The following is a 21,577-nucleotide window of genomic DNA, read 5'->3' on the forward strand; positions in this document are numbered from 1 at the left end:
AGACAGTTGGATTGCCTGAAATGATCACAACATGCGACGATTACTACCGCCCCAAACAACCGATTGTCCTAACTCCCGGTTCACCAACAAACGATCGGAAGGATCCATGAAAGCTCGACACATTTTACTCGCATTCCTCACGCTCTCGTGCGCTGTGGCGCTGGCCGAGGACACTTACTACCACATTCCGCTCACCTCTCTGAAGCTGGCAGAAGGGGCGTTGCCCACCGGCTATGAATGGAAGGGCCCGGCATGGCGGATGGCCGAAGCGCTGCAGCCCTATGCGGTGCTCGACGGGGAGAGGGAAGCCTATGTTGGCGGTGGAAGCATTGCACCCTGGAGCCTTGCCGAACAGGCCTTCCAGAACAGGCTCCTGGTGCTCCGTATGCCCAATGGTCGGCCCCCCACTGGCCGCCTGTTTGTCCCCAATACCAACCTGAGCGGGATGGTCGCGCTCAAGTTCAAGGTGGCGGCCGCCTCCGCGTCAGCGGCGTCTAAGCGGGAGTTCTTCAAAGCTAAGGAGGACTACTACCGCAACTTGCGGCAGCAGAACATCCCGGGCGGCGCCTGGTTCCGCCATCAGGAAAGCGAGGCAGCCAAGGCCAGCGGCACTAATGTGATGAGGGAACAGGCCGACCGTGGTTTCAATCCGCGCCGGCCAGGGTCCTGGGACGATAGTTATGACTCGACCTACGACCTGTTTAGCGGCGGCCGCGCTCTCAGCGAGAACCTGCAATTGGACCGGTTGCTGACTCCTGTCGGGACGAACACAAACCTTGTTGCCCTCAGCACTCTCACCGGCGTTACCGTGCGCGAGATGGATTGGAAAACGCTGCTTCAGGACCGCAAGCCCGCCCTTGACCCGCTGGCCGCGCATATCCCTTTCGACCAGCATGCCTTGTTCTTCTCCACCTTCGAGGCGATGAGCCGCTGGATTGATGAAGCCGACCAGGACGGCACACCGGTCCTGCAGATCTTCGAGCCCCGCGCCGAGGACGCCAATTCGCGGGGGCGTTACCAAAAGCAACTGTGTCTTGAACTCAATGCCCTCTCGCGCCTGATCGGCCCCCAACTCATCGCCAGCGCCGCGTTCACCGGTTCCGACCCGTACCTGCGCACGGGCAGCGATTTGGCGGTGTTATTCGAGACAACCTCACCGGCGATGCTGAAGGCGCTGCTCCAGGCCCGGCAGGCCGCCGCGCAGCAGGCCAATCCAGCGGTCAAGGCCGTCAAAGGCGACATTGCCGGCGTGGCTTACACGGGCATGATCTCGGAAGACCGCGCGGTTTGTTCCTATGTCGCGGCCCTGGAGGATGCCGTGCTGGTGAGCAATTCCCGCGCGCAACTGGAGCGCATTATCAGCGTCGCCAAAGGCAAGACCCCCGCTCTGGCGTCTCAAGACGATTACCGTTATTTCCGGCAGAAGTACCCCAGGACCGAGCCCGGCGAAACCGGCTTCCTGGTCCTCTCGGATGCTACCATCCGACGCTGGTGTGGTCCCCAATGGCGCATCGCCAACTCCCGCCGCACTCGCGCCGCGGCCGTCCTGACTTGGCTTCAGGCCGCGCACGCGGACGAGTTGGCCACCGGCCAGGCCAAACCCGGCTGCATCGCGACCAACCTGCCCGAGGTTGGCGACGTGCTGCTCACTACCAACGGGGTGCTTTCCGCCACCTACGGCACGATCGCGTTCCTGACGCCGATCCTCGAACTGCCCCTGACGCAGGCGACCCAGGCCGAAGCCGACGCCTATAACCGCTGGCGAGAGGGCTACCAGCGAAACTGGAGCCAGGTCTTTGACCCCATCGCCATCCGCTTTTCGTTGCAACCGGAACGCCTCAGCGCTGAACTGAGCGTGATGCCGCTCATCGCGGGCTCCGAGTACCGCCAGTTCATCCTGATGAGCAGCGGCGGGCGCATTGCACCGGACGCCGGCGATCCGCACCCCGAGGCGCTGCTCCATCTGGCCCTGGCGATCAACGCGCAATCCGAACCCGTAAGAGAGTCCGGCAATTTCCTCGGCGGTTTCAGTCCTTTGCTCAAGGTGAACCCGCTGGGCTGGCTGGGCCAGTGTTTGGCCATCTACGCGGACCAGGATCCTTTCTGGGATCAGCTGAGCAAAGCAGCGAAGAGCTCCGAGTTCCTGGAGAAGAGTTATCCCCGACTGCCGGTGGCCCTTTATTGCCAAGTCAAGAACCCGTTGGGGGTCACGGCATTTCTCACCACCGTGCGCGGGTTCGTGGAACAATCGGCACCGCACATGACCACCTGGGAGAATCTCGAATACAATGGCCAGGCCTATGTGAAGGTCACTGCCTCGCAACAGACGCAGGCCGAAGGGGGAGTGACCAACCTGTGCGTCTATTACGCTGTGACCCCCAATTCGCTGGTCTTAACCCTGAGCGAATCGGTTTTGAAACGAGCCCTCGACCGCCAGCACACTCAAGTCGCCGATCGGCAGGCCGCCCGGACCAACGCGCTACCGGCACAGCCTTGGTTGGGCACCAACCTTTGCCTTCGGGTTGATCAGAGCTTCGTGCCCACTCTCGAGTGCCTCTTCCGCGACGGATTCCGCCCCGCGCAGCAGCGGCTGGCGTGGAGCAACCTACCCATCCTCAACGAGTGGAAGCGTCGCTATCCGCAGCAGGACCCGGTCAAGCTGCATGAACGACTCTGGCACACCACGCTGGTCTGCCCCGGCGGCGGCCACTATGTTTGGAATGAGCAATGGCAGACGATGGAATCCACAGTGTATGGCCATCCCGCCCAGCCCAAGCCCGGCCCCGAGAAGATCCTGCCCGTCGCCAACGTAACCAGCGCCAACCTCGGTGTGAGCTTCGAGAACCAGGGGCTCTCCGCCAAGGCTGTCCTGGAACGCAACGCCAGCAAATCAGTTCCCTGAGAGAAGAAAGGGGGCTGGTTCCGGCCCGTATGCAGAAGTCTGACCTGTGCTGGAAGCCGTTCCTGCATCGCGCAGTGACGGGCCGGTGGCAGCGGCCGCGGCTTTCCGCCATCGCAGCCCCCTGGCCCAGCGGCTTGGAGCGGGCGGGACTCTACTTGCACGTCCCGTTTTGCAGGAACCTCTGTCCTTTTTGCCCCTACAACCGCACGCTGTACTCGGATGCGGGCTACGCGCGGTTCGAGGCAGGAGTGCACGCGGAAATTGACCTCTACGCCCCGTGCCTCAAGGGAACGAAGATTGACACGCTTTACATCGGTGGCGGCACGCCCACGGTCAATCCGCCCGGGCTGCTTCGCCTCGTGCGGCACATCCGCGAGGCCTTTCCCGGCGTTTACGACGGGTGCGTCGAGTTGCACCCCTCCAGCATGGACGACGGCTGCCTGGCGCTCTTGCAGGGCGCTGGAATCAGGCGGCTCTCCGTCGGCGTGGAGTCCGCGAGCGACCGGCTGCTGGCGTTGCTGGGGCGGAGCCATGATGGGGCGACGGCGCTGGAGGCAACGCGCCGCGCGATGGCCGCCGGGTTCGATTCAGTCAATGTGGATCTGATGTTTGCGCTCCCGACGCAGACGCTCGCCGAATGGCAGGCCGACCTCGAAGCGGTCTTGAGTCTGGGGGTGGATCAGATCAGCACTTACCCGCTCTTCGGATTTCCCTACTCCGAGCGGGGCCGGGAGCGCCGGCTTTCGGAGATCGAGCGTCCTTCGGGCGCGTTGATCCGGTCCATGCTTGCTCTGACCCACGAGGAGGCGGAACGGCATCACCTGAAACAGTGCGCCGTGTGGAGCTGGATCAGGCCGGGACGAAGCAAGTTCAGCTCGATCACGCGTCATCACTATGTGGGGTTTGGCCCCAGCGCCGCCTCGATGATCGGCAGCGCGTTCTACGTCAACACGTTTGACGTGGACGCCTACGCGGACGCGCTGACGCGTGGGCGGCCGGTGGCGCTGGTGCTGCCGGTGGACCGCCGGCTGGAAATGGCCTACTGGCTCTACTGGCGCGCCTACGAGCTGAAGGCCCGCGAGGCGGACTTCCAGAAGGTGTTTGGGGTGGACGCATCGCTGGAAGGCACCTTCGGAAAGATCACGCGGTTGTTCAGGGCATTGAGGCTGGTGCAAAGCGAACCGGACGGTTGGCGCATTACCCGCCGGGGCGCTTACTGGATTCATCGCCTGCAAAACGAGTATAGCCTGAATTACATCAACCGTCTGTGGGGGACCTGCCGGCGTGTGGCGTGGCCGCAAGAGGTGAGGCTATGAAGGCGAGGGTCTGGGCGGAACGGGCGGCCTACGCCTTCAAGACGCTGGTGCTGCGGCAGCATCGCCCTTGGCTTGTCGGGCTGGTGATAACCGATCAATGCAACCTGAATTGCCACTACTGCGAAAGCAAGAACACCGGGCAATACCGCTTCACCTGGCCGGAAACCTGCAAAGCCGTCGAAGCCGCCTATGGTCGCGGTTGCCGCTCACTCTATTTCACCGGCGGCGAGCCCATGCTTTGGCGCGATGGCGATAAAGCCATCCAGGACGCCGTCTCTTACGCGCAGAGCCTGGGATTTCACGAGATCTTCATCTTCACGAACGGGACATTTCCACTGAATACCCGGGGCTGCCACTTTATCGTCACCGTGGATGGGCCGCGGGCAGTCCACGAGCGGATTCGGCCCGGCACGTATGACCTGATCCTGCACAACGTGAGACAGGCCGTCACGAAGGCAGTGTTCGCCTCCATCACGCTGGGGCGCCAGAATGTCGATTGCATTGAGGAATTCGCCCGGGAGATGGTGTCAGCCGGGTTGTTCCGGGGTATCTCTTTCAATTTGCTCACGCACTGGCCGGAGATGGTTCAGCGCCACGGCATCCCTCCCGCCGATCGTCTGGCGGTAATGGATCGGCTTTGGCGCCTCAAGCAGAAAGGGTATCCCATTGTGCTTTCGCGGGCGGCGTGGCGCGCGCTGCGTGACAACCGCTGGAAGCGGCCTATTCGCGAGATCCAACTCATCACGAACCAGCGAGTTTTCGACTGCTGCCGCGATGTGGATAACCCTGCCATCTGCGAGAATTGCGGCTATGCGAACTGTGTGGAAGTCGCGCAGATACTGGCGCTTCGGCCTTCCGCTCTCTGGCAGGTGCTCAAAATAGTCGGGAACTGATCTCCTGGCCCAGCCGGTCTATCGCCATCTACACCTCCTGCAGGATCCCAGGCTCTGAGGCCGTTGCCGGCGCAGAGCTGTGTGGGTTCGACGGTCATGGCCAGGGCATGGGGCATTTGCACTCAGGTAGCAGCCGGGTATGTTTACTTTGGTGCAAGGGTGCGAAACCTGCGCGCCACGTGTGCGAGTATGCGCCTGACCGAGTCGGATTTGAAGTTTGTCGTGCAGACCGTGGCTACCCTGCGGCGGGACCATGACAACATCCTCAGTTTAGTCCGAGACAAGGATGACCTGCTGGAGCTGATGCTGGAGGACCCGAAGCTGGCGGAGCGCTTGCTCGCCGGACGGGAAGTGTTCGTCCACGTCTCGCCGTACCTGACGTTTGCGGTGCTCCTGCGGCGCATCCAGCGCGATCTCGAAGGCCAGTCGTTCCTGATCGACCGCGACGCCCGCGGCAGGTCCATTCCCGTATTCGAGGCGCGGCGGGCCGTTCAACTGCTCAAAGACCCATCCACGCGCGAGTATCTGACCGAGATGCTCTGCTCGTTTGTGCGGACCAACACGGGCATGCTTTACTGGAAGGGGCATGGCGCCTGGCACAAACGGAGAATCAGCGACATGGATATGGACGACATGATCGCGCTGTGCAACTTAGCGGAGCCGGCGTTTAAGCCGCGCCTGTACCGGCGCATTGCGGACATCGCGCTGTTCCTGACAGGCATCTACCCCGACCATGCGTCCTCTGCGGAAGGGCGGGCGCGGGGCCAAGCTGCCCGCCGGCGGACCGTGCCCGACTACGAGCGCGAAGGCCGGCGCTTCTATGCCCTCGCCGCGCGCGCACCTGAGCCGCCGTGGTCGGCCTCGGTTTTCGAGGGACTGGCCGAGCAATTCACGCTCGCTCGCGAGGCGCTGACCGCGTTAAGCGACCGCTACCTCAAACCGCTCCGGGACCGGTATTTCGACTTGGCGGCCAATTGATTGAGGATTCTGGTTGGCGCCCGGCATTCCCTGGCCTACCGTCGGCGCACCGCAGACGTTTTGATTAACTCGATTATGCCGCGCACCACGATTCGCCGACCGGGATTCATTATCACTCTGGGGGCGGTGTTGTTCGGCCTTGCTCTTGGCTCGAGCGCAGCCGAGCCGCGGATCCGCATTGATGCGGATTTTCCCGGCGGCAATATCGTGGTGGATTCCATCGCGGGCGACACGGTGACGCTGCACCAGGATTTGCGTGACACGGCGGGCAACTGGTTTTACTGGTGCTTTCGCGTTCGCGGTGCCGCGGGGCGAACCTTGCGCTTCGGCTTCTCTGAATCCAATCCCATCGGCACACGCGGACCAGCCCTCAGCTTGGACAGCGGCAAGTCCTGGACATGGCTGGGCACAAATGCGGTGCAGGGAAAGGAGTTTTCCTGCGCCATTCCCCGAGGAGCGCGCGAAGCGCGATTCTGTTTCGCGATCCCTTACCTGGAGGGCAATCTCAAGGAATTCCTCAAACGCCATTCGCGCCACCCCAATCTGAAGGTGGAGTCGCTGTGCCGGACGCCGAAAGGCCGGCGCGTGGAACTGCTGCGGCTGGGCCGACTGGACGGGAAGGCCGAACACGCCGTCCTCCTGACCTGCCGCCATCATGCCTGCGAGATGATCGCCAGCTACAGCCTCGAGGGCATCATGGAGGCGGTGCTCGATGCCGACGAAGGGCGCCGGCTGCGGGAGCAGGTGGAGTTCTTTGTGGTGCCGTTTATGGACAAGGACGGGGTCGAAGACGGCGACCAGGGTAAGAACCGCAAGCCGCACGACCACAACCGCGACTATGATGGCAACAGCCTGTATGCCTCGGTGCGGGCGGTGCGCGAGCTGGTCGCGGGGCGTCTCGGCTCGCGGAAGATCGCTCTCGCGCTGGATATGCACTGCCCCCATATTCGCGGCGCTCGCAACGAGCACATCTACTTTGTCGGCGGGCCGGAGCCGGAGAATTGGGCCCGGGTGGGAGAGTTTTCGGAGGTGCTGCAGACGGTGCGGCGCGGGCCGCTTCGTTATCGGTCCTCGGACAACCTGCCGCACGGGCAGGCGTGGAACACCTTGTCCGGTCCGCCGCGCAGCTTCGGACAATGGGCCGCCGCGCAGCCGAACGTGCTCATCGGCACCAGCATCGAGATTCCTTACGCGAACGTGGGCAAAACAACGGTTACGGCCGAGAATGCGCGCGCCTTCGGCCACGATCTGGCCCGGGCTATGGACCAATACCTCCTGCCGCCTTCAACGTCGGCGAGCCGCTAGGACTGCGCGCTCGCCCCTGTTCGAGTCAGCGCGGCCAGGTCGTGGTTTGCGTTACGGGCTCAGAAACTTGTTCACGCGCGGCGACCCGGTGAGATAACCAAGCGAGGTGAGGAATTGGTCTGCCTTCTCCAGGGTCTCGCGGAAGTACCGGGTATTCCGGCGGCCAAAGTTGAAGAAGCCATGCCCCTGGCCGGCAAAGCCGACGAGCTCGCACCGGTTGCCGGCAGCCTTCATCTTCGCGGCGAAGGCCTCAGCCGTAGCGAAAGGGACGGTGGTATCGGCCTTGCCATGCAGGACGAGCATTGGGGGGGCGCCTGCCCGAACGTGGTGAGCGGGAGAAATCAACCGCGGCTCGATCCCCAGGCGCGCGGCGCTGGCCCGTGACGCAAACGCCGCAAGGTTCGTGCTCGCCAGTGGCGCCAAAACCAGCACGGGGTTGAACAGCACCGCCGCGTTCGGCACCGCGCTGACGGAGGTATCCTCGCCGGGTTCATCCAGCCCCGGCACGACTGCGGCACACGCGGCGATGTGGCCGCCGGCCGAGCCCCCGGCTGCGACTACGCAATTGGGATCAATGCCCAGCCGCGCGGCGTTCTTGCGCACCCAGCGAATGGCAGACTTGGCATCCGCCACACATTGGGCCGCTTTGGCGCCCTGGCGGGAGGCGACGCGGTAGTCGGCCGCAATCGCCACCATCCCCCGCGAAGCGAAATACTGGCACTGTTTCTCGAATTGCTGGGGTGAACCCGAAGTCCAGCCGCCGCCGAAGAAGAACACGATCGCCGGGCGCTGATTCGTCCGCGCGCTGTCTTTCGGGGTGAAGACATAGAGCTGGAGGTTGGTCTGGCCAATAGTCTTGTAGGTTTCGGCGCGCGCCTCCGGCAGGACCGGGGGGTAGGTGCGCGGGCGAACGGTGCGCGCGGCCTCCGCCTGACCGCCCCCAAGCCCGGAGGCCGATAAGGCCAAGGCCAGCCCGGCGCAGAAGAGGGAGATGCGATGTGGAGTGCGGCGCATTTGTTGGCCTGTCATAAACTTGGTCCGCAACCAGAGTCGAGCTGTCCCCCTGCGAAGTCAAGAGTGCGCCTGCATCATGCGGGAATGTCCTCTAAACGGCATTGGGGCGGAATGCGCATGGCGCGGCTTGGGCGGATTATAGAAATCCCTCGTGCCACGTCGGCCGGGCGGGTAGCATCACTCCAATGTCCGCTGCGTATAATCAACTGCTCGACGGGATCATCCAACATCTGGAAGAGCTGAATGAGCGCGGTGTCCGCTTTGTTTCCGTCTCGCCGGAAACGCTGGCGGGGTTATCGCGGCGTCCGCCGGTTGTCCCGGCCGGGCGCCCCGCAGCGCCTGCGCCGCAGCCAGTTGTTCGGCCGCCCGTGAAACCGCAATTGGATGTTCCTAAGCCGGTCGAAGCAACTGTACCCGCGTTCGCTGAATTGCGACAGCGCGTATCCGCTTGCGTGAAATGCTCCCACCTCGCCGCCTCCCGCAAGAATGTCGTCTTCGGCGTGGGCAGCATCAACGCGCAGCTCATGTTCATTGGCGAAGCGCCGGGAGCCGACGAAGACCAGCAGGGCGAGCCTTTTGTGGGCAAGGCCGGGCAGTTGCTGACCAAGATCATCCAAACCATGGGCCTCACCCGGGAAACGGTCTATATCGGCAACATCCTGAAGTGCCGGCCCGACACTCCCGGTAAGGCGTCGGGCAACCGCAAACCCACCCCGGCGGAGATGCAGACGTGCATACCCTACCTCCACGAGCAGATTGACTTGATACGGCCCAAGGTCATCGTGGCCCTGGGCGCGACGGCCGTGGAAGGGTTGCTGGGCAAAACCCTTGCCATCACCCGCCTCCGCGGCCAATGGCGCACCTACCGTGGCATCCCCCTCATGCCCACCTACCACCCGGCCTACCTGCTGCGAAACCAGGCCCTTGCCGAGAAGCGCCGGGTCTGGGAAGACATGTTGCAGGTCATGGAGAAGCTTGATTTGCCAATCAGCGAGAAGCAGCGCCGGTTCTTCCTGAAAGGCTGAAAAGTCGTCTCCCCGGGCAGGTGAGTTCAAGACCTGCGCCGCAAGCCGGGTGTATCCGTCCACGCGCGCTGGCTGCCGCCCCTCCCCCAGAGCTGGAGCACATCCCATGCCCAAGCCATCTGCGGCGATGGGACGGTGCCAATCCGGCGGGACCCCTGTGTGTATCCCATGGGGGTCGGCCCCCATGGGAACCACACCGGGGCATAACGGGTGTCACAGCGTTGTCACACCGGGGCGGCCAATCGGTCCAGGAAAAGGGGGCTGGATTGATGAATTGCTGTAATTAGGCCGCGGATGCCGCTTGCGGCTGCACGCCTTTCGGCTATAACTCCCGCGCTCATGCTCAAAACGCTCATTGATTGGTATCTGCGCACGCTGGAAAGCGGCGGTTTTGCGCTGGTGGCCCTGTTGATGGCCATCGAAAGCTCGATCGTCCCGCTGCCCAGCGAGGTCGTCATCCCCCCCGCGGCGCATCTGGCATGGAACGATGGCATCCATTTCCTCGGCCTCCACTTCACCGGGTGGTCAGGCCAGGTTGGCCTGGTAATCGCCGGGGCGGTGGGTTCCTGGCTCGGCGCAACGGCGATGTACTGGGCTTCACGGCTTGCCGGACGGCCTTTGGTGATGCGCTATGGCCGTTACTTCCTGATCTCGCCCGCCAAGGTGGAAGGGGCTGAGCGCTGGGCGGCCAACTACGGGTCCTTTGGCATCTTCGCCTCGCGGCTGCTGCCTGTGGTCAGGCATCTTATCGGCATCCCGGCCGGCATTGTGCGTATGGACTACCTGAAGTTTTCAATCTACACGCTGATCGGTTCGGCAATTTGGTCCGCAGTGTTGTGTTGGCTGGGGGTTAAGGTCGGCGCCGATATCACCAAGGGCGAGATGCACAAAGTCACCTACTGGTTGTTCGGCTTTCTGGTTGTGGTCGGCGTGATGTATTACTTCTTTGTCCACCGCCACATGCAGCAGCGGAATCCGCCGCCGCCCGGCACCGACAAAGCTAAGGGCCGGTAACACCCAGCAGCCGCTCGAATTCAGCCGAGAATTTCTGGAGGGCGTCGCCAATGCGCTGCGGTTGCTTGGTGATCGTCTCCATCATGCTCTCCGCTGTCTCGGGCCTGTAACGGATCAACTCCACAGATGCGACGATCAACGACAGGTAGTTGTTGATGTCGTGGCGCATGAGCGACAGCTTGGAGTTCAACTCAGTGACTTGTGCGGCGGTCAAAGAGACTGATTGCTCGGGCAAAGGCATCGCTGACAATGTGCTGTAAATGAGCTGTAAGGCAAGGGAGTTTGCGCTGTCCCAGGGCGTTCCTGAAAAGCCTGCCAGTCACGCCTTATACCCTCCGGATTGGCCCGCCAGTCCAATGTCGGCGGTTGGTTGTTCGCTGGCGGCGTCCTGGCGTCAGTGGCTGGCCCTTGCACCGGGCAGGCTGGACCGCAGCTTATCGCGGCGCAGGCCGATTTCCCCGAACGGAATGGGCTTGAAACCGAGCTCCCAGGCGGGGGAACTGCGGAGGAGGGCAAAGTCCTGAGCGCGCGGCGGGTCGCCGGGCGGGCGGCGGAAGGCGGTGACGGCGTTGGTGAGATTGTTGTCCAGGCGGATCATGTCGGCGGTGGCAAGCCAATAGGCGTGCAGCCACCTGCCGACGCACACGTTGTGCCCGACGACATTGCCCTCGGGGGGCACGCCCTTGAAATCGGCGCCGGTTATGGGAGGGCCGCCGGGCGGGCCGTAATATTGATCGAGGGCCTTGAGAGCGGGGTAGCGGTCGCGGTAAAGGGACAGTGGAACCTCGGTAAGGCGGAGGCGCATCGTGTTGTTCACCATGTTATGCCAGACGGGGTTCGGGTTGAGCCCGCGGCCATCCAATTCCACCGCGTAATCGCAGTCCACGAAGATATTATTGAGCACCTGGTGATCCCGCCCGCCGCCGAGAAAGACGGCTCGTTTGACCTGGTAAAAGACATTGCCGAGGATTTCCGTGCCGCTGACGTTGTCGTCCATATAGACGCCCATTGAACCCATGCCGACCCCGCCGGGGGCGTGGAGGAAGTTGTGGCGGATGCGGTTGCCGCGGTAGGTGTAGTCACGCCCGGTGTAGATGGCGCCGACATCCCCGGTCTCCAGGGCATAGCGGTAGATTTCGTTGAATTCCAGCAGATGATCGTTGCCGTTGAAGAGGATGGCACAATGGGGGTGGTCGTGGATAAGATTGTGCGACGCGCGCAAGCCCACGCCGCCGATGAGGACAGCGGGCACGTAGCATTTGGACCAGCGACCCTGGCGGGCGAAATGGCAGTTCTCGACGTAATGCCCTCCGGGCCGGAGGGTTTGGCGGTCACCGCCGTCCATGGAAACACCGCCATCGCCCGTGTCAAAGATGTCGCACCCGCTCACGCCATGGCCCGTGCCGCCAGTGATGGTGACGCCGTAGTCGCCAATGTTGCGGATGAGGCAGCCGGCAATAAGGTTGCTGGTGCCGCCCCGGATCTCGACGGCGTTGCCACGATTGGCTTCGAAGATCAGACCGCGGAAGGTGACATGCGAGGCGTTGGTGAGGACGAGGAGTGGCTTGGCCAGGAGTGAGAGCAGAATTTCGGGCGCGCCAGAGGACTGGCGCACGCCTGGATCCGGCGGCCAGAAATAGAGCAGGCCGGCGTTGCGGTCCAGGAACCACTCGCCCGGCTGGTCAAGCTCTTCCATCACATTCAGGAAATAGAACCGCTGCTTCTTGCGGAAGCTGTAGAGGCCGTAGGGCGCGGCGGTCTTGATGTGTCGGCGGTCCACATCAATTGAGGCGACGCGTTCATAGGAGTTGGCCCAGTCCCAAGACCAGTAACCGTGGACCCAGAGCTCGCTGATGTCCCTCCACCCGCGCGGGCGGTCGCCGTTGTAGAGGAAGCCGTCCTCCAACTTGCCGACGTCCTTCCCCCATTCGTTCTTGGCCGCGCCGGCCTCGGGCCAGCCGGCGATGCGCTCCCACTCACCTTCGTTCGGCCAGCGGGCCAGCGTCATCGGGCGGCCGCCGAAGAACAACTCGCAGTGGGCTGCCGTGAGTGGACGAGCGAATCCCCGCGATTGCATTTGGCCGAAATCGGTGATGCCAAGGGTTCTGAGGTTGACCTGCACGATATGCTCGCGTCCAGGCTCAGGGAGGCGGCCAAGGGTTGCGGGATCGGTGACGGGCACGAAGCCGGAGAGTGGTCGGCCGCCCAGCAGGCGGACCGTCTCGCCCTTGATGGCGCTCCAACAGACGGGAGTATTCGGCGTGCCGGAGTCCTCGGCAGTAAGATCGAGTGCGTTGGTGCGGAAGTAATCGCCCGCCCGGAGCCAGATGGTGAGGGCACCTTTGGATGGCTTGTGGTTCTGCCTGAGGCGGCGAGCCTCGTCGCGGGCGCGTTCAAGCGTGGCGAATGGCCTGGCCCGCGTGCCGGCATTGGAGTCGCTGCCGGCGGGGGAGACGTAAAGGTCTGCCGCGGGGCAGACTGGCGCGAGAAGGAGCGCTGCGCCGAGCGCTGCCCAGCGCGGCAGATCCTGCCAGGCAGCGGTCACAATTGCTTCATCGCGTTGTCCATCGCCGCGAAGAGCTGGGCCATCGTTGCCTCCGTCTCGTCGCCCATGTTGGACACGCGGAAAGTCGTCCCTTTGATCTTGCCGTAGCCGCCGTCAATCAGCCAGCCCTGGTCCTTGACCAGCTTCTGCAGCTTCGGCACGTCCACCGTGCGCCCGCCTGGCCGCGCGCCGTTGCTCACGCAGGTGAGCGTGAGCGACTCGAACCCCGGCTCCGGGAACAAGTTGAACCCGTGCTTGGCCGCCCAATCGCGCGTCATTTGGTTGGTCCGGCGATGCCGCGCGTAACGCGCCTCCAGCCCTTCGGCGAAGATGTCCTGGAGCTTGGACTCCAAGGCATACACGTGGCCGATGCTCGGTGTGCTGGGCGTCATGCTCTGCTCGACGTTCTTCTGGAACTCCAGCAGGTCGAAGTAATAACCGCGATCCTTGATCGTCGCCGCCCTGGCCAGTGCCGCCTTCGAGCAGACGAAGATCGCCGTGCCCGGCGGCAGCGCAAACGCCTTCTGCGTCCCGGCCAGCAGCACGTCAACGCCCAACTCGTCGAACTTGAGCGGCACCGCGCTCATCGAGCTGACCGAGTCCACGATGAACATCACGTCCGGATACTTCTTCTTGAGCCCGGCAATCTCCTCGATCGGGCTCATCACGCCTGTGGAGGTCTCGTTGTGGATCACCGTCAGCGCGTCGAACTGGCCGCTCGCCAGCTTCTTGTCCACCTCCGCGGCGCGGATGGGCGAGCCCCACCCCACCTGCAGCGCCTCGGCTTCCTTGCCGCATCGCTTGGAGACGTCGAACCACTTGTCCGAGAACGCGCCGCACATGCAGTTGAGCACCTTCCGGGACACCAGGTTGCGGATGGCCCCTTCCATCACGCCCCAGGCTGAGGACGTGCTGATATAGACCAATTGCTTCGTGTAGAGCAACTGCTGGAGCTGCGGTTGGATCTTTGCGTAAAGATCTTTAAAGCCCTGCCCGCGATGTCCGATCATCGGGGTGCAGAAAGCGCGGAAGGTCTTCTCGCTGACTTCCACCGGGCCTGGTATGTGTAATTTAACGTGTCCCATAAAGTGGCGGGATTCTTTCACCACTCCGCCGCCGAAGGCAAGGGATTTTCAGGACTTGCGGCAAGGCCTCAGTCTTGGGTAGGGCCGCCTCGCCGAGGCGGTCAAACGGTGGCGCTTTCGGCGAAAGCGCCCTGCCAGACTGAGGGATTACGACTTGCGATTCCCTGTCACGTTTTCCCTCCCACGAACGACGTATGCGGTGATATGATGACCACCAGCACGATGTCAGCAGCGGCATCTAACGATGCGGACCTGGTCGCCGATACCCTCGCCGGCAACCGCGAGGCCTTCGGCCAGATTGTCGCCCGCTACCAGTCCTTGATCTGCTCGCTGGCCTACAGCGCCACCGGCAGCCTCGGCCAGAGCGAGGACCTTGCCCAGGAAACCTTCATCACCGCCTGGAAACGGCTCCGGCTCCTGCGCGAGCCCCCCAAACTCCGCGCCTGGCTCTGCGGCATCGCCCGCAACCGCATCAACGACTCCCTCCGTCGCGAGGGCCGCCAGCCCTTGGCAGACTCCGAACCCCTCGACGCAGCCCACGACGCGCCCGCGCCCGAGCCGCTGCCCCCCGAGCAGACCATCAGTCATGAGGAGGAGACGATTCTCTGGCGCTCGCTGGAGCGCATCCCGCCGCTTTACCGCGAGCCGCTGGTCCTGTTCTACCGCCAGCACCAGTCCATCGAGCGCGTCGCCGAGGCGCTTGAGCTGTCCGAGGACGCCGTCAAGCAGCGCCTTTCGCGGGGGCGCAAACTGCTGCACGAACAGGTCCTCGCCTTCGTTGAAGGCACACTGGAGAAGACTAACCCAGGCAGGGCTTTCACGCTGGGCGTGCTGGCGGCGCTGCCGCTCTATGCCACTTCCGCTGCGGCGGCCACCGTCGGCGCCACCGCCGCCAAAGGCAGCGCCACCGCCAAAGCCGCCGCTACGGCTGGCGTCGTGGCCGCGGTCGCTGGCCCGTTGATCGCCTTCCTCGGAACCTACATCGGCTACCGCTTCGGCTGTGACACCGCGCAATACCCGCGCGAACGGGAACTGCTCAAGAAATTCTACCGCCTGCTGTGCTTCTCCATCGGCGCGTTCATCCTGCTGACTTTCCCCATCATCTTCTACGGCCGTACGCTGGTCCATTCGCATCCCTGGGTATTCGCAAGCATGGTGCTGGTGTTGGTGACGGCCTATACGACGGTGGTTGTGGTCGGTGGCTTAAAGCTCCTTCGTCAGCAGAGCCGCCTCGTCCGGGATCATGCGGCCGGCGGCGCGCGCCAGCCAGCCGCCCCGAGACCCAGGCCCGCCTGGGAATACCGCTCCCCGCTCAGTCTCCTCGGCCTGCCTCTCCTGCACATCCGCATCGGTGGCGACCTGTCCCTCCGCTGCAAACCGCTTAAGGCCTGGATCGCCGTGGCCGACACGGCCATTGGCGTGCTCTTTGCCTATGGTGGTGTCGCCATCGCGCCGCTGGCGGTCGGTGGCCTGGCCATCGGTCTGGTGCCCTTGGGCGGCTGTGCCATCGGCCTTGTAGCGCTGGGCGGCCTCAGCCTGGGCTGGTGGTCCTTCGGCGGCTGTGCCGTCGGTTGGCTGGCCTTCGGCGGGTGCGCTCTGGCCTGGCAAGCCGCCCTGGGCCAACTGGCCCTCGCCCGCGAATTTGCCCTTGGCGCCGCCGCCTATGCCGCCCATTTCAACGACGCCACCGCGCAAGCCCTTGCTCAGAACACCCTGTTCTTCCGCTGGGCTAATGTGGCTTTGCGTTACCTCTGGTTGATCAACCTGGCCTGGATCATCCCCATGATCATCTGGTGGCGTGTGGAAAAGCGCAGCCACGCAACTCGGGCGCAATAGTCTTTGCCTCAGACAAGCCTCAGCCTCCGTTGCCTATAGCGTGTTTAGAAATGGTGTAGCCGCCGCCGTCAGTCGGCGCATACTGTAGCGGCAAGAGATGATATGGCGCGAACTAACGTTCGCGGCTACAGGATTAATTAAAGTGCTCTAGCGGCTGCGCTTCCCACCTCAGCGCCGCTCAAAAGCGTTGTCACGCAACGGACCTTGGCGTACACCGTACGCCGAGATTCAATTCGTTATGCCTGCACTTGAACCCTCCCTGCCCGGGCGCGCTCGTTTCCTCGGCGTGGCCGTTGCCGCGTGCTCCCTCCTGGCCGCCCCGGCTGTCCTGGCGGATGCTCCTCACATCAAGCTCGAGGTGGACGCCGCTGACGCCCCGCGCAAGATTCTGCATGCCCGTCTCGAGTTCCCGGCCTCGCCCGGTCCTCTTACGCTCGTTTATCCCAAATGGCTTCCCGGCCATCACGCTCCCAACGGCCCCATCACCGACCTTACGGGGTTGAAGATGCGTGCCGCCGGCCAGGACGTCCCCTGGCACCGTGACCCCGAAGATATGCACGCCTTCAACCTTGAAGTGCCCGTCGGCGCCGCATCCCTTCAGGTCACGCTGGATTATCTCTTGCCCGCCGGTGCGGACGGTTCGGCCTCCGTCAAAGTCGCCGACGTCTGCTGGAACGAAGTCCTCCTCTACCCCAAAGGCGCCAAAGCCCGCGACCTACAGTTTGCTGCCGCGCTGCGCCTGCCGGACGGCTGGCAATTCGGCACCGCCTTGACGCCGATCTCTCAGTCCGGCAACGCCATCCAATTCGGGACCGTGTCGTTGGAAACACTCGTGGACTCGCCTGTGATCGCCGGCGCTTATTTCCGCACCGTGGACCTCAGTCCCGGCGCCGTGCCGCCGCACTTCCTGCACATCGTCGCCGACAGCGCCGCCGCCATGGAGCTGAAGCCCGAAAACGACGGCAGCCTCGCCCGCCTCGTGCCCGAAACGGCCGCCCTTTTCGGCGCGCGCCACTATCGCGCCTACCACTTCCTGCTGACTCTCAGCGACCACGTCGCCCACTTCGGCCTCGAACACCACGAGTCCAGCGATAACCGTGAGGCCGAGAGGTATCTCGTGGACGCCGACCTGTTCAAGGTTCGGGCCGGCCTGTTGCCCCACGAACTCATCCATTCCTGGAACGGCAAGTACCGCCGTCCCGCGGGCCTGGCCACGCCCGACTTCCAGCAGCCCATGCACGGCGAGCTGCTGTGGGTTTACGAAGGTCTCACCGACTATCTCGATGGCGTCCTCTCCGTCCGCTGTGGCCTCTGGACCGAAGATGACTACCGCCAGCGGCTCGCTCTCGATGCCGCCCGCCTCGATCGTGAACCCGGCCGCACGTGGCGCCCGCTCGCCGACACCGCCGTCGCTGCCCAACTCCTCTACGACGCCGCCAGGGCGGGCACTGCCTGGCGCCGCAGCGTGGATTTCTACCCCGAAGGCGCCCTCATCTGGCTCGAAGCCGACACCCTCATCCGTCAGCAAACACGAGGCAAACTCTCCCTCGACGACTTCTGCCGCGGCTTCTGCGGCGGCAGAAGCGGTCCCCCGCGTGTGGTCACCTACACGCTCGACGATGTGCTCAACGCCCTGAACGAAATCGCCTCGCACGACTGGCGCGGCTTCTTCCAGTCGCGTGTATACGCCACCACCACGAGCGCGCCTCTGGGCGGCATCGAGAACGCCGGCTGGCGCCTTGCCTACACCAACACCCTCTCCCCCATGCTCAAATCCATGGAAACCGCGCAGAAGTTCACCGATCTCCGCTACTCCCTCGGCTTGACCCTCAAAGAAGACGGCGCCGTCCAGGATGTCATCCCTGGCTCACCCGCCGCCAAAGCCGGCGTCGCCCCTGCGATGAACCTCCTCGCGGTCAATGGCCGCCGTTGGACCGCCGAGCTCCTGCGCACCGCCATCCAGCACGCGCGAACCAACTCCTCCCCAATCGAGCTGCTATTCGAAGACGACGACTACTTCCAGACCTGCAAGCTCGACTACCACGAGGGCGAGAAATACCCACAGCTCCAACGCAACTCGTCCAAACCCGACTTGCTCGCCCAAATCCTCAAGCCGCTCGCCCCGGCGAAGTAGGCCCTTCGGGAAGCGGCGGCGAGTTGAGTTTTGCCTGCCTCCACGCGGCGATTCTTGGATTTGCGGCCCGCGCCAAAACCCGGTATTTAGAAGGCGCGGAATGAAGAAAGTCCTGGCCAACATCCTTTGGTTACTGATCGCCCTTGCCGGCGCCGGCGCTTATGCAACCCTGGCTCTCTACCGTGGGGAAGCGCTTAACTCGGTATATCTGCTCATCGCCGCCCTGTGCACCTACACCATCGGTTACCGGTTCTACTCCAAGTGGATTGCCGCGCGCGTTCTTATGCTCAACGACCGCCGCGCGACCCCCTGCGAGGTGCACGATGACGGCAAAGACTTCGTCAAAACCAACAAGTGGATCGTCTTCGGCCATCATTTCGCCGCCATCTCCGGGCCAGGACCGCTGGTCGGCCCGGTTCTCGCGGCCCAGTTCGGCTATCTGCCCGGCACGCTTTGGATTCTTATCGGCGTCGTCCTGGGCGGCGCCGTCCAGGACTTTGTGATCCTGTTCTGCTCGATTCGCCGTGACGGCAAATCCCTGGCCCAAATGATCAAGGACGAATTGGGCACACCTGCGGGCGCGGTCGCCGTCGTGGCGGTCGTGGCGATCCTGATCATCCTCCTGGCCGTGCTCGCCCTGGTGGTGGTCAATGCGCTGGGCGAAAGCCCCTGGGGCATCTTCACGGTCGGCGCCACCATTCCCATTGCAATGTTCATGGGCGGCTACCTGCGCTTTTGGCGGGTGGGTCGAGTCAGGGAGGTGACCGTCATCGGCGTCGTGATGTTGTTGCTGGCGGTCTGGGGCGGGCAATACGTCTACCATCACCCCGCCCTGTCCCGCTTCTTCACCCTGGGCAAGGAGCCCATCGCTTGGGCCATCATCGGATACGGTTTGGCCGCCAGCATCCTGCCGGTCTGGCTGCTGCTCGCCCCGCGCGATTATCTGAGCACGTTCATGAAGCTCGGCACCATCTTCGCCCTCGCCTTCGGCATTTTCCTCGTGCTGCCCGAACTGCGGATGCCGCCGCTCACCCGGTTCCTGGACGGGTCCGGCCTCGTGATACCGGGCACGGTGTTTCCCTTTTGCTTTATCACGATTGCCTGCGGCGCCATCTCCGGCTTCCACACCTTGGTGGCCAGCGGCATCACGCCCAAGATCATCACCCGCGAAAGCTACGCGCGGCCCGTGGGCTACGGGGCTATGTGTCTCGAATCCCTCGTCGCCATCATGGCCATGATCGCCGCCTGCACGCTGGAGCCGGGGGTGTATCTGAGCATGAACGTTGACGTGGGCAACATGCCGGTGGTGGCCAAGGTCGCAGCCACTGCCGCCAAAGTGACCGGCGCAGGTTTCCCCGTGACCGCTGACCAGATGACAAAGCTGGCCGCCGAAGTGGGTGAGCCCAGTCTCGTCGGCAAGACCGGTGGCGCTGTCACACTGGCCGTGGGCATGGCCAACATCTTCTCGCGGGTGACGCAGGGTCGCTGGCTCGATCTCTGGTACCACTTCGCCATCATGTTTGAGGCCCTCTTCATCCTGACCACTATTGATGCCGGCACCCGCGTCGGCCGCTATCTGCTGCAGGATGCGCTCGGTCACATCTGGAAACCGCTGCGCCAGACCGGTCACCTCGGCGCGAATCTGCTGGCCAGTGGCGGCATGGTGGTGGGCTGGGGATTCTTTCTTATCATGGGGGTGCGCGACCCCGAAGGCGGCGTCAAAGCGCTCTGGCCCATCTTCGGCATCTCCAATCAGATGCTTTCCGGCATCGCCCTCTGCCTGGCCACCACCATCATTCTGAAAACCACTTTGCAGGATCGGGCCAACCAGACCCAGGCGCCACGGTCCCCGGCGCTCGCGCTCATCACCCTGCTGCCGCTGGTGTGGCTGCTCGGCGTGACCTTCACCGCCGGGGCGCAGAAGATCGCGCATTCCCAACCCGGCATCGGCTTTCTGGCCGCCAACCGTGTGCTGCGCGAGCAGGAACCGAAACTGCAAGCGGCGCTGGCTGCCGCCGAGGCCGGCAGCGATGCACCTGCTCTCGCTCGGGCGAAGGCGGACCTGCGCCTCAACCGCGTCAAGCGGTTCAACAACAGTGTGGACGCGGTGGCGACCGGCTTCTTCATGGTCCTGGTCACCGCCATTGTCGTCCTCAGCGTGCGCGAATGGGTGCTGCTGCTGCGGCGGCGACGCCCGGCGGTGTTGCGCGAGACAGAGCCAGTTTGGCTGCCTGATTACGCCATCAAGGAGTCCAAACCGTTCCGCGTCGCCGGCGTGGCGGCTCTGGCCTTTGCGCTCGCCAAGGAGCTTTCAGGCGAGGCGGAGATGGACCGGGCCGCCCAGGATGCCCGGCGCTGCGAGTGCAGACACGATGGCGCTGACAAGGACCTGGCAGATTTGCGCGGCATCCGGCCTCACAAGACCGATGTGCAGATTTACCTCCAAGTCGCGGAGAAACGATTCAAGGGCGTTAAGCGGTGCTGCTGAACCGGAGGGAAACGCTTAATATGGAGCGCATTGGCTTATTCGGCGGTTCTTTTGACCCGGTCCATCTGGGCCACCTTCTGGTTGCGCAGGCGGCACGGGAGGAGTTGGGCCTGGGCCGGCTGTTCTTCATTCCGGCGGCGCAATCCCCCTTCAAGCCGGACGCTCAGCCCACCGCGGCCCCGGAGCGCCTGCGCCTGCTGCGCCTGGCGCTGGCGGGCCAGACCTGGTGCGAGATTGACGAGCAGGAAATTCAGCGCGGCGGCGTGTCCTACACTATTGACACCGTTCAAGATTACGCGCGCCGCTTCCCGCATGCGCAACAGTTCTACCTGATTGGCGCAGATCACCTGCCGAAATTGCCGCAGTGGCGCGCGGCGGAAGAGCTGGCCAGGTTGGTGGAGTTTGTCGTCATACCCCGGCCCGGGCAGACGGCGGCGGCAATTCCAGCGCCGTTTCACGGGCGGCCGCTGACGGGTTTTCCCTTGGGGGTTTCCTCCTCCCAGATCCGCGCGCGCGTGAAGGCCGGCCTGCCGATAGAGCACTTGGTGCCGGGCCGGGTGGCCGAGGCCATCCGCAATAATCGGCTTTATCTTTGACCCGGCCTGGGCGAACATCTGCAACAGATGGATTCAAGAAAACTCGCGTTGCTTTGCCGCAAGCTGGCGGACAACAAGAAGGCGGAAGACATCGTCATCCTGGACGTGCGTGAGCTGTCGTCGGTCACGGATTACTTCGTGATTGCCGGCGGCACAAGCGAACCCCACCTGCGGGCAATCGTGGATGAGGTTGCGGACCGCTTGCGCGAGGACTGCGGCCTGAGGCCAAAGGCCGTTGACGGCACTACACGAGCTGCGTGGGTCGTGCTGGATTACTTTGACGTCATCGTCCATGTCATGCGACAGGACGTGCGTGAGCGGTATGATTTGGAAACGCTGTGGGGCGATGCGCCGCGAGTCAAGGCAAGAAAGCGCGCCGGCACCCTGGCGGCAGGGTAAGAATGTTCAGATGAGCAAGCGCCTGTGAAATTGTGTTTTTCTCTCCC

16 protein-coding genes are annotated in these 21,577 nt (G+C 63.7%); 12 read left to right on the plus strand and 4 right to left on the minus strand.

The annotated features are described in order from the left end of the window. The first annotated feature begins 106 nt into the window (after positions 1 to 106). The 5 genes from P5205_20030 to P5205_20050 all read left to right on the plus strand — a co-directional run bounded on the left by P5205_20030 (position 107) and on the right by P5205_20050 (position 7,394). A complete protein-coding gene (locus tag P5205_20030) occupies positions 107 to 2,902 on the plus strand; it encodes a hypothetical protein (protein HSA12655.1) in 2,796 nt (931 codons plus the stop codon). A 29-nt stretch (positions 2,903 to 2,931) separates the two neighbouring features. Further along, positions 2,932 to 4,218: a coproporphyrinogen-III oxidase family protein gene (locus tag P5205_20035; GenBank protein HSA12656.1), complete on the plus strand. Its 1,287-nt coding sequence runs from the start codon at positions 2,932 to 2,934 to the stop codon at positions 4,216 to 4,218. Continuing rightward, complete coding sequence (locus P5205_20040; protein HSA12657.1) at positions 4,215 to 5,111, plus strand: radical SAM protein; 897 nt, start codon at positions 4,215 to 4,217, stop codon at positions 5,109 to 5,111. The genes P5205_20035 and P5205_20040 overlap by 4 nt, the downstream gene beginning before the upstream one ends. Before the next feature lie 189 nt (positions 5,112 to 5,300). Beyond that, a complete protein-coding gene (locus P5205_20045) occupies positions 5,301 to 6,089 on the plus strand; it encodes a hypothetical protein (GenBank protein HSA12658.1) in 789 nt (262 codons plus the stop codon). A gap of 75 nt (positions 6,090 to 6,164) precedes the next feature. Continuing rightward, the gene (locus tag P5205_20050; protein ID HSA12659.1) at positions 6,165 to 7,394 is read left to right on the plus strand and encodes a M14 family zinc carboxypeptidase; all 1,230 of its coding nucleotides are present in this window, start codon (positions 6,165 to 6,167) and stop codon (positions 7,392 to 7,394) included. 51 nt (positions 7,395 to 7,445) lie between these two features. Here P5205_20050 and P5205_20055 read toward each other — a convergent pair whose 3' ends face one another. Continuing rightward, positions 7,446 to 8,423 carry an alpha/beta hydrolase gene (locus tag P5205_20055; protein ID HSA12660.1) on the minus strand — a complete coding sequence of 326 codons (978 nt, stop codon included), beginning with the start codon at positions 8,421 to 8,423 and terminating at the stop codon, positions 7,446 to 7,448. Positions 8,424 to 8,593: 170 nt separating this feature from the next. Between P5205_20055 and P5205_20060 the strand changes: the two genes are divergently transcribed. Continuing rightward, entirely contained in the window at positions 8,594 to 9,433 is an 840-nt protein-coding gene (locus tag P5205_20060) for a uracil-DNA glycosylase (GenBank protein HSA12661.1), read from the plus strand. Positions 9,434 to 9,772: 339 nt separating this feature from the next. Beyond that, entirely contained in the window at positions 9,773 to 10,447 is a 675-nt protein-coding gene (locus tag P5205_20065; protein HSA12662.1) for a DedA family protein, read from the plus strand. Here the strand turns inward: P5205_20065 and P5205_20070 are convergent. From P5205_20070 to P5205_20080, 3 genes are all read right to left on the minus strand, one after another. Then, complete coding sequence (locus P5205_20070; GenBank protein ID HSA12663.1) at positions 10,434 to 10,661, minus strand: hypothetical protein; 228 nt, start codon at positions 10,659 to 10,661, stop codon at positions 10,434 to 10,436. The genes P5205_20065 and P5205_20070 overlap by 14 nt on opposite strands. A gap of 180 nt (positions 10,662 to 10,841) precedes the next feature. Beyond that, entirely contained in the window at positions 10,842 to 12,992 is a 2,151-nt protein-coding gene (locus P5205_20075; protein ID HSA12664.1) for a right-handed parallel beta-helix repeat-containing protein, read from the minus strand. After that, positions 12,989 to 14,077, minus strand: a complete 1,089-nt coding sequence (locus P5205_20080) for an alanine--glyoxylate aminotransferase family protein (protein HSA12665.1) — start codon at positions 14,075 to 14,077, stop codon at positions 12,989 to 12,991. Before P5205_20080 ends, P5205_20075 begins: the two co-directional genes overlap by 4 nt. Before the next feature lie 204 nt (positions 14,078 to 14,281). On the opposite strand from P5205_20080, the gene P5205_20085 reads away from it, so the two are divergent. The 5 genes from P5205_20085 to rsfS all read left to right on the plus strand — a co-directional run bounded on the left by P5205_20085 (position 14,282) and on the right by rsfS (position 21,530). Continuing rightward, positions 14,282 to 15,913, plus strand: coding sequence for a sigma-70 family RNA polymerase sigma factor (locus P5205_20085; GenBank protein ID HSA12666.1), 1,632 nt, complete (start codon positions 14,282 to 14,284; stop codon positions 15,911 to 15,913). 238 nt (positions 15,914 to 16,151) lie between these two features. Beyond that, complete coding sequence (locus P5205_20090) at positions 16,152 to 18,047, plus strand: M61 family peptidase (GenBank protein HSA12667.1); 1,896 nt, start codon at positions 16,152 to 16,154, stop codon at positions 18,045 to 18,047. 100 nt (positions 18,048 to 18,147) lie between these two features. Then, positions 18,148 to 20,535, plus strand: a complete 2,388-nt coding sequence (locus P5205_20095; GenBank protein ID HSA12668.1) for a carbon starvation CstA family protein — start codon at positions 18,148 to 18,150, stop codon at positions 20,533 to 20,535. Positions 20,536 to 20,555: 20 nt separating this feature from the next. Then, positions 20,556 to 21,131 carry a nicotinate (nicotinamide) nucleotide adenylyltransferase gene (nadD, locus tag P5205_20100; protein HSA12669.1) on the plus strand — a complete coding sequence of 192 codons (576 nt, stop codon included), beginning with the start codon at positions 20,556 to 20,558 and terminating at the stop codon, positions 21,129 to 21,131. 27 nt (positions 21,132 to 21,158) lie between these two features. Further along, the gene (gene rsfS, locus P5205_20105) at positions 21,159 to 21,530 is read left to right on the plus strand and encodes a ribosome silencing factor (GenBank protein HSA12670.1); all 372 of its coding nucleotides are present in this window, start codon (positions 21,159 to 21,161) and stop codon (positions 21,528 to 21,530) included. Positions 21,531 to 21,577: the final 47 nt, after the last annotated feature.

It is taken from the genome of Candidatus Paceibacterota bacterium, assembly GCA_035452965.1.
Classification (GTDB): domain Bacteria; phylum Verrucomicrobiota; class Verrucomicrobiia; order Limisphaerales; family UBA8199; genus UBA8199.